The following is a 13,481-nucleotide window of genomic DNA, read 5'->3' on the forward strand; positions in this document are numbered from 1 at the left end:
TTCGTGTGTATGGCTGAGAGTTGCTTGTTCCAGCTGACTAACGGGGTCAGGTTCTTAGGTTTCCCCACCTTTTCACGGGCGTAGACACATCTGCTCCAGGACGGCCTGTGGCGGTGATCTGAGATGTTCAAGGCAGCGCGATGCTGGCCCCAGTGGCCAGCCTCTGGCCAGTGCTTCGCGGCCGATACGCAGGGTGGAATACAGCTTTCGGGTGCTTTTGACCGGCCACAACCAGTGGGCGATATCCGCTGCTTCGCAGGCCATGCCGAAAGCAGGGGTCAGAGTGAAGTGGTCAGGGCTAACGGGGTCGGGTTGGCTTACTTGTTTGAAGCAGGTAAGGGCTTCCGCCCGCTGTGCGTGCGGGTGACTTTTGATGCCGCAAAAGTCACCAAAACGGCTTCTCGCCGGGACGCGTGCCGCTGCGGCCTACGGCCCCAGCGGTTCCCTGTGCTTCTCGCGTGCCGGGGCGGTGCGGGAACTCGCTGCGCTCAGACACCCCGCACCTCCATCCCCGGCCCGCTGCGATGCTCGGCACGCTTTACGGCTCGGGCAGGTGGTGCGCAAGCTCACGGCAACGGCAACGGCAACGGCAACGGCAACGGCAACGGCAACGGCAACGGACTGGTACGCTTGGCGCGACCCGATGAAGGCTTGCCATGAAGTATGGAGAGCGGAATATGGGTCAGGTCGATTCGGACGGATTGATGTTAATAATCAGGGCGGCACACTGCACTTTCTTCGGGGGGAGCTATGAAGCGTGATGCAGGAAGGACGTTCGAAAGTCAGTTGGTTGAATATCTTGTAGACAGTCATTTTGACGGTGATCGGTTGGCGTTTGCTGAGCAGGTTGGCTACTACAAGGGCCAGGTTGATGCGTGGATTTCTGGTCGTACAAAGCCACAGAAGGCAACTCTCCGTTGGTTGATGTCGGCAACGATCGCTCCCGAGTTTCGTGTGGCTGCGGAGTTTCAGCACGTCGATTTTGATGCGCAGAATGAAATTATGTCCGAGTTGCGGCGGGTGCTTGGAAGTCATCAAGACAAGTCTGGTGTATATGCTTTCTACGACTCAATGTGCTCAGTGGTATACATTGGTAAGGCAAGCAAGGGGTTTCTGGCAGAGATGTACCAGCAGCTCAAGGGTTCTTTAGGGATTACATTTCCAAAGGCTGTATGGGATGCCCCTAAATCAAGATGGCAGGTAGTTAGGTATGTTTCAGCATACGAGATTCCATCCGTAGATCATTTGGATTATCCGCGGCATGTTGAATCTTTGGTTTTGCGCTTGTCCAAACCCGTTGGCAACAAGATTCTTGGGTCCCTGCAGCGCTCGGCGCCGCCCAAGGATCATGGTGAGGCGCGCAAGAAGTCTTGATTTAAAATAAGAAAACACGCCGAAAAACAAGGGGATCAGAGTGAAGGGCTAACGGGGTCGGTTTGGCTTACTTGTTTGAAGCAGGTAAGGGCTTCCGCCCGCTGTGCGTGTGGGTGACTTTGAGCAGACATTCGTCTGCTGAAGAGCATTTGATGCCGCAAAAGTCACCCAAGGAGCGTGGTGCCTAACGGCGGAGCCGGCCCGAAGGGTGAGTACCAACGGTGCGAATCAAACGGCTTCTCGCCGGGACGCGTGCCGATGCGGTGGGGCCGCATCGGTTCCCTGCGCTTCTCGCGGCTCAACGCGGCGTGGGAACTCGCTGCGCTCAAACACCCCACGCCTGTTTCGTTGATCCGCTGCGATGCTCGGCACGCTCTACGGCTCGGGCAGGTAGAGCGGAAGCTCACGGCAACGGCAACGGCAACGGCAACGGCAACGGCAACGGCAACGGCAACGGCAACGGCAACGGCAACGGCAACGGCAGTTGGCTGCTAGGCTTTGCTGAAAGTGCAGGGGGCTTGCGATGGAACGTGAAGAGCCAAAGTTGGGGAAGGTGGTGCCGGAGGATCTGGAGTTCCGTCCGCGGCATCAGCACCAGCATCAAGGTGGGCGGCGGCCTGGGCCTGCTGCTTCCTCGGTTGATGGCCTGGTGTGGAAGCTGGGAGTGGCAGTTGGCCTGGGGGTGTTGGCGGCGTTGTTGATCTTCAACGCGTATGAGCGGATGCAGGCGCGGCGTGATGCCGAGGCAGCCGTGCGCTATCTGGAGCAGGGGCTCAAGCAGGTGGAAAAGGACCTGCAGGGGCAAGCCACAGCGGTGATGCGTCAGGCACCTGCGCCATCAGTGATTGCGCGGCCGCGCGTGCATCCCCTGCCGCCGGGCTATCGATGCAGTGGTGGCACCTTGCTGACACGGCAAAACGGTGGCTGGATGAACATCACCGAGCGGCACAATCATTGGTATTGCCCGGAAACCGGCCGACAGCAGGATTGTTTCCGTGTCACCCCGCACAGCGTGGGTTGCACACGTTAGACCTGGCGGGGGCGCCGCCAGGCCAGGGGATCATCAATTGTTCTGGTTGCCCCAGTTACGCCAGTTGCTGGTTGGTGTGCTGCTTGCAGCAGGCGTGCTCGGCGCTGGCGGTGAGGCAGCTGCCGGTGCGGATGTTGCGGGTGTGGGAATGGTTGTCGATGTGGTTTCGGCATGCGCGTTGACGCTGGCCAGGGTCTGCATGATCACGGTGACCGGGCTGGGGTAATACCCTGCCGCACCGGTGACGCTGTCTGTGATGACCCCGATGACGCCTCCAAACAACAGGTTGCCCCAGGTCATCCCCTTGGACTTCGGCTTGGTGCTGCTTACCCCCAGCTGCTCATGACCATCCTTGTTGCACTCAATGGCCAACGGTGCGGCAGTGGCGCGGTGGATGGTCACCGTGCCTGGCGTGGTGACAAACCACGTGCCCTTGGAGTTGGTGAGGCGGCAGTACGCGCCGGTAACGTCCTGACCTGATGACAATCGTGTTTCCACGGCCATTGGCTGGGTCGTGCCGGTAGTGATGGATGCACAACCGGTCAAACTGAAAAACAGCAACAAAGCAGCCGCCTTGAGCGGCATGGAAATGGCATTACGCATGGATTCCCCCTGTTTGATTTTCTGTTTTCTAACCGCCTATAAAAACAAGCCAAAGATAGCGGCAACAAAGCGTGACTTCCAGCACATTTTTTGCCTGCCACGCCGATGGTCTTTAGTAACAGGGTGGCCTTGCTTTCGGCGATTGAATAAGCCGGTCCATAAGCCCGGATAAGCGTGGATCGGTCCGCTTTCCAAGGTGAGCAGGGCGGTTCTTTCGTTTGCGGCAGCGTGCCGCTGCGATGCTCGACACGTCTTATGGCTCGGGCAGGTAGAGAAAAGGCTCAAGGTAACGACCGGCTTTGGCTGTGATGCTGGGCGTTGTTGCTTACGGCTCGGCTTGCAGCCCTCCCCTGTATTGGGGAGTGGTGCGGGCATGGCGCAGCTGCTGGGATAGCGGTTTGTTCAAAGCCAAAGGATGTGGGGATGAAGCAGTCGACGGTGGTGTTGCTGGGGGCGTTGGCAGTGGGCCTGGTGGGGTGCGGCGGCAAGCCGGCCGAGCCGGTGGCAGTGGAGGCACCGCAGGAGGCTGGGGTTACCGAGGCCATGGCCAGCGAGGCGTTTGCCGTGGCGGTGGCGCGTGAGGAGGCGGCTACCCTGGACGGTGGCGAGAACCTCAACCGCATGACCGAAGTGCAGGACAAGCGCCAGTTGAGCCGGCATGACGTGGATGGCGACGGTGTCAGCGATACCGTTGTCGGCGTGGTGTTCCTGCAGAACGGCAGTGGCGATTATTCCGAGCAGAAGGTGCTGGCCTGGCGCGCGGTGGACGGCAAGCTGCAGGAGCTGGATGCCAGCGAGGTATCCACTGGCGAGATCGCGGCCTACCGGGTGGAAGGCAAGACGTTGAAGGTGGATACGCTCATGCATGGCGCCGATGGCGAGAAGTCGGTGGAGACGCGTGATTACGCCATTGGCGACACCAAGCTTGAGTGGCTCTGACCCAGCGTTGCTTGCACGCTGATCGCGCCGCTTGGATGCAAGCCCAAGCGTGCGCTTGCCCATCAACGCAGGCTGGTGCCGCTTTGAGCTGCTGCCCACGCTGATGGATGCGGTTGCGAGCCGATCCTCCCGGCCAGGTCGCGTTGCGATCTGGCTTTTCATTTGGCCGTCTATCGCGGGGTTCGCCACACGCGCGCAAGTGGCTAAGCTGCGGAATCACCTATTTCGGGGCAAGGCAATGAAGCGAGTGGTATTGGGGGCGATTCTGGGGCTGCTGGTGGCGGGCAGCGCGCAGGCGCAATCGCCGCAGGACGCCTGGTGGGAGCAGTTGCAGGCGCTGTGTGGCAAAGCGTTTGCGGGCAAGGAAGTGTGGGGCGCGCAAGGCTCGGCCTTTGCCGGGCAGGACATCCGCATCCATGTGCGCGAGTGCACGCCGCAGCGTATCCGGGTGCCGCTGGTGGTGGGTGATGACCGCTCGCGTACCTGGGTGTTCACCCGCAGCGAGGCCGGCATCACCCTGCGCCACGACCATCGCCATGCCGATGGCAGTGAGGACACCCTCACCCAGTACGGCGGCACCACGGTCAACCGTGGCAGCGACCAGGTGCAGGTGTTCCCCGGTGACCAGCTCACCGCCGATGTCATCCCCGGCAGTGGCATCAGCAGTGTCTGGCAGATCACCCTGGAACCCGGCCAGCGCCTGATCTACGCCGGCAACCGCGTCGGCACCCCGCGTGGTTTCCAGATGGACTTTGACCTCAGCCAGCCAGTGGATGCCCCGCCCGCACCGTGGGGGTGGTGACGGTTGTGTAATCCAGAACGACGGCGTAAAAAATCGCCGTTGCTCGTTGAGGATCACTCAACCTGGTGCGCGACTTCATATCGCATGTGCTGTTCCTGGCGAGGCAAAGGGCTAAGCTGGGGGCGCCGTGCAGGTTGATGTGAGGTATCAAATGAAGTTGCGCAACGCATCCTTGCCTTTGTTGTTATTGGCACTGGGTAGTACGGTCTTGACGACCGGATGCACTATGAAAAACCCCCTGCTGACCAGGGAATCACTTTCCACGCGGGTCGATGAGCTGCTCGGTGGCCAGGATTCCGTAACCGTGCAAGCAGGCAGGTTGACCGATTTTCCCTGGCAGAAGCTGTGCTTCCACCGTGGCGATGAATTGAATCTTGAGTTCGATATTGACGGTGCCTCGCGCCGCGTAGCATTGCCCTATGAGGCGTTTTTCGTTGATGAGGGACACGTGCCCAACTCACTGGAAAATGCCTGCATCCGCCCATCGGAATTGATTGTGGTACGGCGCAAGTACCCCGGCTCCTCTAGGCCTGTGGAGTTCCAGTCCGCTCAGGCAGGCAGCGGTAGATGAGTACAAGTAAGGGTCAGAGTGCACATTCACGCAACTGACCCTTTGTTCCTTGAGGAGCAGGTAAGGGCTTCCGCCCGCTGTGCGTGCGGGTGACTTTGAGCAGACATTCGTCTGCTGAAGAGCATTTGATGCCGCAAAAGTCACCACAGGAGCGTAGCGACTAACGGCGGAGCCCGCCCGAAGGGTGAGCACCAACGGTGCGAATCAAACGGCTTCTCGCCGGGACGCGTGCCGATGCGGTGGGGCCGCATCGGCTCCCTGTGCTTCTCGCGTGCCGGGGCGGTGCGGGAACTCGCTGCGCTCAGACACCCCGCACCTTCATCCCCGGCCCGCTGCGATGCTCGGCACGCTCTACGGCTAGCTGAAGCGCTCACGGCAACGGCAACGGGAGAGCTTGGATCGGCATATGTCGGGACTACTGAAGTCAGCCGAGGCAAGCTAAGTGGCTAGTCTGTGATCATTTCAATTGGGGGGTGGCAGCGCGCATTTGTTCGTGCTGGCGCTCGTTCTGCAGTGCCTGTTCTTGTTGCCTGGTTTCTTGGTCCAGTTGTTCCAGCGTGGCGTTCAGCGGTTGCTGCACCGCCTGATTCCTATCTATGTGTACTCTGGCAACGTCAAGGTCATTTCCTGGGTTGTTCCAGACAGCAAACACCCTGTTGTTCTCCTCGGCGAACTTGATTTCATTGATTCCTGGCAAAGGAGTACTACCCCGCGTGGACTCCAGAGCCAGCGCGGCCGCGATTCGCTCCTTGTCTTGCTGGTTGTCAAAAATTGCCAAGTGATTTGCCTTGTCGAGAGCAGCCAGCGCTTGGTGGAAACGAGGGTTCGCACGAAGCGCAGCCTCATGCTGGGGGGCGATAGCGGCGTTGGCGTCGCTGCTGATGCCTTGGCTCGCATTGCCCAGTCCGGGCACGGCCGGGGTGATGCTTTCATCCAATGAATTGCCTGACCCGGGTGCCCAGTACCCGAATAGGCCGTCCTTCTTGGGCTCTGGGAGATCCGCGCTTCTGAGGACGCTATCGGCAAGGGTGTTGGAGTTCTGGCGCAACGGGTCGTAAGGAAATCGATCATCTTTCTTCAAAGCATCTTGGGTCATATTTTCCCAAGTCTGGGATAAATCTTCTCCTATAGTTATCAGTTCGCGGTGAATGGACTGCCCCGCTGTGTTCGGGTTCTTGGGATGGTCGGGGTTCGCATCGTCGTAAGGAATATCGGCCAGAATGCTCAAGCGACCATAGGGTAGCGCTTCGGATATATCGCCTGTCCAACCGCTAATTGTTTGCTCGCGACCTTCTTTGTCTGTGTATACAAGAAATTTGTGATGATAATTCTTTCCGGTTATTGAACCTATGTTGCGATATCCTACCTCGATTTTCTCTTCCATGAAGATGGCCTCTCTTATTGATTTTTCATATGCACGGCTTCAATTGATTGGAGATTTTTGTTTTGATCAAATGAAAATGTAATGACTACCGACCTGGCATCGGGGTCAAGCATCGCTTGGCCGCGATTGTCTCGCACGACCAGTGTGTCTTTTGTACTGGCAACTGTCTTTGAGGATTTGATGCTGTTGAATATTTGTTCGATATTTTCCCTTGGTGTGCCAAGAGGGAGGTGGCTCAAGACAAAGTTGCTTACATCTATTTGCTCGAATCGAACAGGTGTGCCGGATTCGTATATTTCATCAAACATGTTTTGCACTCCTTGGATGAGGTTTGTTTCGACTATGTTCTGGTCTTTTGCCGCTGCGTCGTGTCCCGCGCACGCTGTCAACGAAAGAACGAGGGAAAGGATGCCGGTAAGCCCTAACTGATGAATGGGGCTGAATGTTGAGATAGTCATGATCTGTATGCTGTCTTCATCTAATCGTCAGAGGGCGGTGGTGAAGAGTATTCAGGCCAACGAAGGCGTAGTCTAGTATGTAGGGATGAATAACATGGTTTTAATGAATTTCGCCGTGCAGGCGGTGTCCTGAGTGCACTTTTGCATGATTGGCGCCTTGTTTTTTAGAGGTGGGTCACAGCTTTGCAACAATTGGCTAATGGCTAATGGAGTCGGGTTCTTGGGTTTTCCCACGTTTTCACGGGTGTAGGCACATCTGCTCCAAGACTACCTGTGGCGGTGATCTGAGATGTTCAAGGCAGCGCGATGCTGGCCCCAGTGGCCAGCCTCTGGCCAGTGCTTCGGAAAGGGGGCTAATGGATCGGGTTGGCTTACTTGTTTGAAGCAGGTAAGGGCTTCCGCCCGCTGTGCGTGCGGGTGACTTTGAGCAGACATTCGTCTGCTGAAGAGCATTTGATGCCGCAAAAGTCACCCAAGGAGCGTAGCGACTAACGGCGAGGCCGGTCCGAAGGGCGAGCGCCAACGGTGCGAGTCAAGGTGCTTCTCGCCGGGACGCGTGCCGCTGCGGCCTACGGCCCCAGCGGTTCCCTGCGCTTCTCGCGGCTCAACGCGGCGTGGGAACTCGCTGCGCTCAAACACCCCACGCCTGTTTCGTTGATCCGCTGCGATGCTCGGCACGCTTTACGGCTCGGGCAGGTAGAGCGGAAGTTCACAGCAACGGCAACGGCAACGGCAACGGCAACGGCAACGGCAACGGCAGTCGGTAATGCCATGCGTGGGGACTTTGGCAGGAAAGCGGGGTAACCCTGGCCGCTACCTGAGGGCAATATCCGTGGTGACTGCGCAAGCTTGTGACACCGGGTGTCGTAGATGAGATGCGTGGGAAAACCTGTCGGCAGCAGCCATTGCAGGCTGGTGTCCGGCCTGTTCTGCGCAGGCCGCACATTCCCAACTGACAGGAGCGCTGCCATGTCACACACGAACATCTATTCCCCCAGTCACGCCGATTTGTTTGCCGCTGCCGCGAGCCAGTGCGTAGTGCGGGGCAAGAACAACAATCCCGGGGTGGACGCCGATACCGAGAATGTGGGAAGGGGGATCTGCTCGGGCATCACCAGTGCCTGGCTGGCGGCGTTGCTGAGTGCAGGCAAGGATCCTTCCGCTACCGAGGTGGCGGGTTTTTCCGATGCCTTCGACAACCTGATCCGTTTCCAGGGGGCTTATCTGCGTGAGCTGCATGGCAAGGCCGATGTCCACCTGGCGGCCTTGCGCGGTCATCTGGGCTTTGACTTCGAGGAACTGGAGCAGGTCCAGTGCCGGCAGCTGCAGCTGGATGACCTGCCGGACAGTCAGCACTGGGGCGCCTATGTCAGCCTGCGCGGGCATGCGGTGGGGGTGGGCCGTTTCAACGGGCGATGGACGATCATGGACCCCAACCTGGGGCTGTTCCTTTATCCCGATGTGCAGGGGCAGGCCATGGTTGACGACCTCAATCACCTGGCGGCCAGCTACTGGCAGCGCAAAGGGCTGGGTGAACAGACGCAGATGCTGCTGCAGGTGTTCGAGCCGCTGTGATCGGCGCGCCTGACGGCCGGGCTGCACGGGCAAGGCCTGCACTTTGGGTGCGGGGAAGAAATGCGCCTGCCTGTGTCCAGGTGCAGGCCGCCTGATACCGGTGCAGCAGTCGATGCTGCACCGGCGTTGGTGTCAGCCGGCGCTGGGGTAATCGGTATAGCCTTGTGCACCGCCGCCGAACAGGGTGGCCGAATCCAGTGCGTTGAGCGGCAGGCCGTGCTGCAGGCGGTGCGGCAGGTCGGGGTTGGCGATGAAGGCGCGGCCCATGCCGATCAGGTCGGCCCAGCCGGCGTCCAGTGCGGCCTGCGCCTTGGCGGCGTCGTACAGGCCGGCGTAGATCAGGGTGTTGGGGAAGATCAGGCGGATGGCTTGCTTGAATGCCAGCGGCATTTGCGGTGCATCGGCCCAGTCCACTTCGGCGATGTGCAGGTAGGCCACATCCAGCTCGGCCAGCACCTTGGCCGCGGCCAGGTAGGTGGCCTGCGGGGTGTCATCCACGGTGCCGTTGAGGCTGGTCAGCGGGGCCAGGCGCACGCCCACGCGCTCTGCACCGGCCACGCCGATCACCGCCGCGGTGACCTCGCGCAGGAAGCGCAGGCGGCCTTGCAGGGTGCCGCCGTAGCCATCGGTGCGGGCATTGGATTGCGAATCGATGAACTGGTTGATCAGGTAGCCGTTGGCGGCGTGGATCTCCACCCCGTCAAAGCCGGCCTGCAGGGCGTTGGCGGTGGCGCGGGCGTATTCGGCCACGATGGCGGCGATTTCGTCGGTTTCCAGTGCACGCGGGGTGCTGGTCTGGACCATGCCGCCCACGCCGGCCTGCGGGCCGCTGCCGTCCGGGTCGATGAACACTTTCACCCCTTCAGCGGTGATCGCCGAGGCCGACACCGGTGCGGCGCCGCCCGGCTGCAGGCTGGTATGGGAGACGCGGCCCACATGCCAGAGCTGGGCAAAGATGCGCCCACCGGCGGCATGCACGGCATCGGTGACCTGCTTCCAGCCGGCAATCTGCTCGGGCGAATGGATGCCCGGGGTCCACGCATAGCCCTGACCCTGCGCGCTGATCTGGGTGCCTTCGCTGACGATCAGGCCGGCGCTGGCGCGCTGGGCGTAGTACTGCGCCATCAGCGCGGTGGGCACATTGCCGGCCGCTGCGCGCGAGCGGGTCAGCGGCGGCATCACCAGGCGGTTGGGCAGGGTCAGCGGGCCGAGGGTATGGGGGGTAAACAGCATGGGAAGCTCCGGGCCGGGGCGGGAATGACGTGGCGACAGTGGATATGGATGCCCATGCGGGCCGCTTCAATGGCCGCCAGCCCGGACGCAGTGTTGCAGCGCTGGCATGCCCGAGCCGGCGATGAGGGCCCGGGTTTGATTGACGCCGGCATGGCCGCGATGACAGGGGCTGCGGTGCATGGGCGTGCCGCCAACACATGGTGCAGTCGCTGCAAGGCCATTGCGCGGTTTTGCCACAGCGTGCGGCTGTGCATGCGCCGCGCCAGTTGGAACCGGTGTCGGTGAAGGGGCGTGACTGCCATCGCAATACCGCAAACCACCGCCGCGCATCGGCATTGCGAGCGAACATTGCTGGCATGCTCAGGCCGTCCCGAAGTTTGCGCGTGGCTGCCGTGGTGTTTACCCGCGGCAGTAGCGGGCCATTGCCAGGACACAGCGAGCGGGCAATGCGGGGATCACCCCCGGTCCAGCCGGGCCGGGAGCCAACCAGAACGGAGCATGCAATGAACACGACAGGCAAGGTAGTGCTGATGTTGTCCATCGCCGCAGCAATGGATGTGGCGGTTGCCAGCGACGGGATGTTCAAGCAAGTGGGAAGCGGCGCGCGCTTCATCCACGGTGACAACGTGGTGCCGGCACAGTTGCAGGCGCCGGCGGGGCTGGAGCGCAAGCTGGCAACGCCGCGCGAGCGTGCCGAAGGCCTGAGCGCGGTGATGGTGACCCCGGATGGCACGGTGTACGAATCGCGCATGGATCCCGAGGCGCTGGCGGTGTTTGAAAAGGCGTTGCGCGAGCTGGAGCGGCTCGGTGGCATGGCCGACATGCCGGCATCCGAGCCGGTGGCTGCCGCTGGCGGCATGCTCAGCCCGCAGACGGTGATCGGCACCGACAACCGCACCCAGGTCACCAACACCACCGCCATTCCCAACCGTTACATCGGCCACATTGCCAGTGGCTGCACCGGCACCCTGATCACGCCCAAGCACGTGCTTACCGCCGGGCATTGTGTGTCCAATGGCGCCGGCACCTGGTATTCCAGCCTGGGCTTCAGTGCCGGCCGCAACGGCAGCAGTTACCCGTATGGCACCACCGCCTGGACCAATGTGATCACCACCAGTGGCTGGCACAACAGCGGTGACTTCAACCACGACTATGCGCTGATCACCCTGGCCTCGGCCCCGCACGGCGGCAATGCCGGCTGGGGCACCTTCGGCAGCGGTACCCACCGCATTGCCGGCTATCCGGGTGACAAGGCATCCGGCACGATGTGGGAGCACTCCGGCACGGTGTCCACCAGTGGCTCCTACCGCCTGTGCTACACCATCGATACCGCCGGTGGGCAGAGTGGCAGCGGCATCACCAACAACAGTGGCGCCACCGTGCGCGGTATCCACACCACCGGTTCGTCCAGCCAGAACTGTGGCACCCGCATCACCACCGCGGTCTACAACCAGATCCAGACCTGGATCTCGCAGTACCCGTAAGCAGCGGCTTGCCATCACGGCGCAGCATCTGCTGCGTCGTGTGCAAGCGCATCATTGCAGGAGCCTGTACATGCGCCATTACCTGATCTGGAGTGTGTTGTTGTGTTGCAGCGCCGGGCTTGTTGCCTGCGGCAGCGATTCCGCCGTGCCGCCACCGCCACAGGCCGATGCCACGTGGCAATCGGCCCTGGTGCCGGGCAGTGCCGAGCACCCGGACCCGGTACTGGCCCGCGTGCGTGAGCTGGAACGTGCCGGTGCGGTACGCGATGTGGTGGTGCTCGAATCGTTCCCGGTACAGATCCGCCTGCGTGCCGGTGCACAGACCCTGGCCGAGCTGCAGGCCATGCCGCGCAAGGGCGTTGTCGATCCGTCGGTGCCACCGCCTGGCCCCTGAGTCGCTAACGTTTGCTTGCGTTGCCCGTCACCGCGAGCCAATTGCCCATCGGTGAGGATGGTGCTCCCTACACACAGGAGACACCGCATGAGCACGCCTGAAGAGCTGCAGAAAAAATTGTGGAAGGTTCTGGATGACGAGCGCACGGTGATGCTGGGCATCCCCGGTGACAAGGCCGGTACGCCGCGCCCGATGACCGCGCAGGTGGAAGGCGATAGTGGCCCGGTCTGGTTCTTTGCCGGCCGCCCCAACAGCCTGGCTGACCTGGCCGATGGCCGCCCGGCGCAGATGGTGGTGGTGTCCAAGGGCCATGACCTGTTTGCCACGGTCAACGGCAGTCTGCAGCTGCACAACGATGCGGCCACCATCGAGCGGCTGTGGAACCCGTTCATTGCCGCCTGGTTCGAGGGCAAGGATGACCCCAAGCTGGCCCTGCTGCGCTTTGACCCCAGCGATGCCGAGGTGTGGAAGAACGAGAACAACCTGCTGGCCGGGATCAAGATGCTGATCGGCGTGGACCCGAAAAAGGATTACGCCGACAACCAGGCCCATATCGACCTGCGCTGATCCCTCACGCAGGTGGCAAGCGATGGCCGGGCAGCACGTCCCGGCCATTTTCAATGCAGGCTGGCCCGTGCCTGCCTGCGGCATTGGACCCTTCAGTCCAGCAGCGGCCGGAACGGGCAGGCGTGGCTTAGGGCAGCCACAGCAGGGGCCCAGCCTGCGGGACGCGGTTGGGAGCCTTTGGCGCAGGGCATGCCGGCTGCCGGGGTGGCGCCGCTTGGGTCCAACGGCCACGATCACGCACAGTGCGCGATCCCCCGTGCGATTGCCGCAAGGGTGGCGGTTCAATTCCAGGGGGAAGGGATGCAGACGCAGTCGATGGGGTCCAAGTTGGTCTGGGTGGTGATGGCAGCGCTGTTGCTGGCCTGCCTGGTGATGGCGGTGATGCTGTGGCAGCGCTCATCGGCCACGCCAACGCCGGGCGGGCAGCAGGCCCTGGTGTATTCGGCCCAGGACCTGCAGGCTGCGGTGGCGGCCGCCAGCGAGCGGGCGCGTGAGCAACACACACAGCAGGGTGAGGCACTGGCGCAGGCCAAGCAGCAACAACGGCAGCAGACGTTGCAGGCCGGTGAGCAGGGCAGTCATCCCTTGAAGGCCGATGCGGTGCCTGCCGAGCGCCCGCGCGGCGCCTTGATGGCGATGCCTTCGTCGCAGGCCATGCAGGCCGCGCCGGCTGTTGATGCGGCACCTGCACTGGAAGGTGCCGATGGCCTGGCCCTGTTGATCCGCCAGGGCGTGCTGCGCCGTGCCGGGCCGGGTGATCTGGGGGTGTGGATCGATCGTGCACGCCAGTACGGCAGCCTGGGTCGCGATGCACAGGAGCGGCTGGCGCACCGCCCGGTGTATGTGATCACCGGGGCCATGCGCATCCCCGATGGCCTGTACGGGGCCAATTCGGTGATCTTCCTGATTGATTCGCGCACCCCGCATCCACTGGGCAGCCTGGGCCATTCGATGCTGCTGGATCGCGATACCGGCGGCTGCAGCGGCGCAACCTGCAGCCTGATGGGCGGGCACTGAGCCGGCACGGATCGGGCTGCGGCAGTTGGCCGTGCGGCAGCTGCCCACAA

Annotated in this window: 14 protein-coding genes and 1 pseudogene; 10 read left to right on the forward strand and 5 right to left on the reverse strand. The window is 61.8% G+C overall.

Annotated elements, in window-relative coordinates:
- Positions 1 to 72: 72 nt before the first annotated feature.
- A pseudogene (locus tag ABB30_RS16785) lies at positions 73 to 267 on the reverse strand (IS4 family transposase); the annotation flags it as partial.
- 483 nt (positions 268 to 750) lie between these two features.
- Between ABB30_RS16785 and ABB30_RS16240 the strand changes: the two are divergent.
- Both ABB30_RS16240 and ABB30_RS09325 read left to right on the forward strand, forming a co-directional pair.
- Positions 751 to 1,374, forward strand: a complete 624-nt coding sequence (locus tag ABB30_RS16240) for a hypothetical protein (protein ID WP_152980673.1) — start codon at positions 751 to 753, stop codon at positions 1,372 to 1,374.
- A gap of 523 nt (positions 1,375 to 1,897) precedes the next feature.
- The gene (locus tag ABB30_RS09325; RefSeq protein WP_152980674.1) at positions 1,898 to 2,404 is read left to right on the forward strand and encodes a hypothetical protein; all 507 of its coding nucleotides are present in this window, start codon (positions 1,898 to 1,900) and stop codon (positions 2,402 to 2,404) included.
- Positions 2,405 to 2,437: 33 nt separating this feature from the next.
- Here ABB30_RS09325 and ABB30_RS16245 read toward each other — a convergent pair whose 3' ends face one another.
- A complete protein-coding gene (locus ABB30_RS16245) occupies positions 2,438 to 3,007 on the reverse strand; it encodes a hypothetical protein (RefSeq protein WP_152980675.1) in 570 nt (189 codons plus the stop codon).
- 423 nt (positions 3,008 to 3,430) lie between these two features.
- Here ABB30_RS16245 and ABB30_RS09335 point away from each other — a divergent pair, with 423 nt between their 5' ends.
- The 3 genes from ABB30_RS09335 to ABB30_RS16250 all read left to right on the forward strand — a co-directional run bounded on the left by ABB30_RS09335 (position 3,431) and on the right by ABB30_RS16250 (position 5,319).
- A complete protein-coding gene (locus ABB30_RS09335) occupies positions 3,431 to 3,946 on the forward strand; it encodes a hypothetical protein (RefSeq protein ID WP_057638041.1) in 516 nt (171 codons plus the stop codon).
- Between the two features lie 238 nt (positions 3,947 to 4,184).
- Positions 4,185 to 4,748: a hypothetical protein gene (locus tag ABB30_RS09340; RefSeq protein ID WP_057638042.1), complete on the forward strand. Its 564-nt coding sequence runs from the start codon at positions 4,185 to 4,187 to the stop codon at positions 4,746 to 4,748.
- A gap of 151 nt (positions 4,749 to 4,899) precedes the next feature.
- Positions 4,900 to 5,319: a hypothetical protein gene (locus ABB30_RS16250; RefSeq protein WP_245626472.1), complete on the forward strand. Its 420-nt coding sequence runs from the start codon at positions 4,900 to 4,902 to the stop codon at positions 5,317 to 5,319.
- Between the two features lie 457 nt (positions 5,320 to 5,776).
- Here the strand turns inward: ABB30_RS16250 and ABB30_RS15770 are convergent, their stop codons facing one another.
- Both ABB30_RS15770 and ABB30_RS15775 read right to left on the reverse strand, forming a co-directional pair.
- Positions 5,777 to 6,703: an XVIPCD domain-containing protein gene (locus ABB30_RS15770; RefSeq protein WP_083489794.1), complete on the reverse strand. Its 927-nt coding sequence runs from the start codon at positions 6,701 to 6,703 to the stop codon at positions 5,777 to 5,779.
- A gap of 14 nt (positions 6,704 to 6,717) precedes the next feature.
- Positions 6,718 to 7,161, reverse strand: coding sequence for a DUF6393 family protein (locus ABB30_RS15775; protein WP_245626473.1), 444 nt, complete (start codon positions 7,159 to 7,161; stop codon positions 6,718 to 6,720).
- A 969-nt stretch (positions 7,162 to 8,130) separates the two neighbouring features.
- On the opposite strand from ABB30_RS15775, the gene ABB30_RS09355 reads away from it, so the two are divergent.
- Positions 8,131 to 8,736 carry a hypothetical protein gene (locus tag ABB30_RS09355; RefSeq protein WP_152980676.1) on the forward strand — a complete coding sequence of 202 codons (606 nt, stop codon included), beginning with the start codon at positions 8,131 to 8,133 and terminating at the stop codon, positions 8,734 to 8,736.
- A 132-nt stretch (positions 8,737 to 8,868) separates the two neighbouring features.
- Here the strand turns inward: ABB30_RS09355 and ABB30_RS09360 are convergent, their stop codons facing one another.
- The gene (locus ABB30_RS09360) at positions 8,869 to 9,969 is read right to left on the reverse strand and encodes an alkene reductase (protein WP_057638046.1); all 1,101 of its coding nucleotides are present in this window, start codon (positions 9,967 to 9,969) and stop codon (positions 8,869 to 8,871) included.
- Positions 9,970 to 10,472: 503 nt separating this feature from the next.
- Between ABB30_RS09360 and ABB30_RS09365 the strand changes: the two genes are divergently transcribed.
- From ABB30_RS09365 to ABB30_RS09380, 4 genes are all read left to right on the forward strand, one after another.
- The gene (locus tag ABB30_RS09365) at positions 10,473 to 11,453 is read left to right on the forward strand and encodes a trypsin-like serine peptidase (protein ID WP_057638047.1); all 981 of its coding nucleotides are present in this window, start codon (positions 10,473 to 10,475) and stop codon (positions 11,451 to 11,453) included.
- 70 nt (positions 11,454 to 11,523) lie between these two features.
- Positions 11,524 to 11,847, forward strand: coding sequence for an ABC transporter substrate-binding protein (locus ABB30_RS09370; RefSeq protein ID WP_057638048.1), 324 nt, complete (start codon positions 11,524 to 11,526; stop codon positions 11,845 to 11,847).
- Positions 11,848 to 11,934: 87 nt separating this feature from the next.
- Entirely contained in the window at positions 11,935 to 12,414 is a 480-nt protein-coding gene (locus ABB30_RS09375; protein WP_057638049.1) for a pyridoxamine 5'-phosphate oxidase family protein, read from the forward strand.
- 315 nt (positions 12,415 to 12,729) lie between these two features.
- On the forward strand, positions 12,730 to 13,431 hold the full coding sequence (locus ABB30_RS09380) for a hypothetical protein (protein ID WP_152980677.1): 702 nt from the start codon (positions 12,730 to 12,732) through the stop codon (positions 13,429 to 13,431).
- The last annotated feature ends 50 nt before the right edge of the window (positions 13,432 to 13,481 follow it).

This window comes from Stenotrophomonas ginsengisoli (assembly GCF_001431485.1).
In the GTDB taxonomy this organism is placed as follows: domain Bacteria; phylum Pseudomonadota; class Gammaproteobacteria; order Xanthomonadales; family Xanthomonadaceae; genus Stenotrophomonas; species Stenotrophomonas ginsengisoli.

Excerpts from the sequence above, each read along its gene's own strand:
- ABB30_RS16240 (WP_152980673.1), top strand. The coding sequence starts at position 751 with ATGAAGCGTGATGCAGGAAGGACGTTCGAAAGTCAGTTGGTTGAATAT.
- ABB30_RS09325 (WP_152980674.1), top strand. The coding sequence starts at position 1,898 with ATGGAACGTGAAGAGCCAAAGTTGGGGAAGGTGGTGCCGGAGGATCTG.
- ABB30_RS16245 (WP_152980675.1), bottom strand. The coding sequence starts at position 3,007 with ATGCGTAATGCCATTTCCATGCCGCTCAAGGCGGCTGCTTTGTTGCTG.
- ABB30_RS09335 (WP_057638041.1), top strand. The coding sequence starts at position 3,431 with ATGAAGCAGTCGACGGTGGTGTTGCTGGGGGCGTTGGCAGTGGGCCTG.
- ABB30_RS09340 (WP_057638042.1), top strand. The coding sequence starts at position 4,185 with ATGAAGCGAGTGGTATTGGGGGCGATTCTGGGGCTGCTGGTGGCGGGC.
- ABB30_RS16250 (WP_245626472.1), top strand. The coding sequence starts at position 4,900 with ATGAAGTTGCGCAACGCATCCTTGCCTTTGTTGTTATTGGCACTGGGT.
- ABB30_RS15770 (WP_083489794.1), bottom strand. The coding sequence starts at position 6,703 with ATGGAAGAGAAAATCGAGGTAGGATATCGCAACATAGGTTCAATAACC.
- ABB30_RS15775 (WP_245626473.1), bottom strand. The coding sequence starts at position 7,161 with ATGACTATCTCAACATTCAGCCCCATTCATCAGTTAGGGCTTACCGGC.
- ABB30_RS09355 (WP_152980676.1), top strand. The coding sequence starts at position 8,131 with ATGTCACACACGAACATCTATTCCCCCAGTCACGCCGATTTGTTTGCC.
- ABB30_RS09360 (WP_057638046.1), bottom strand. The coding sequence starts at position 9,969 with ATGCTGTTTACCCCCCATACCCTCGGCCCGCTGACCCTGCCCAACCGC.
- ABB30_RS09365 (WP_057638047.1), top strand. The coding sequence starts at position 10,473 with ATGAACACGACAGGCAAGGTAGTGCTGATGTTGTCCATCGCCGCAGCA.
- ABB30_RS09370 (WP_057638048.1), top strand. The coding sequence starts at position 11,524 with ATGCGCCATTACCTGATCTGGAGTGTGTTGTTGTGTTGCAGCGCCGGG.
- ABB30_RS09375 (WP_057638049.1), top strand. The coding sequence starts at position 11,935 with ATGAGCACGCCTGAAGAGCTGCAGAAAAAATTGTGGAAGGTTCTGGAT.
- ABB30_RS09380 (WP_152980677.1), top strand. The coding sequence starts at position 12,730 with ATGGGGTCCAAGTTGGTCTGGGTGGTGATGGCAGCGCTGTTGCTGGCC.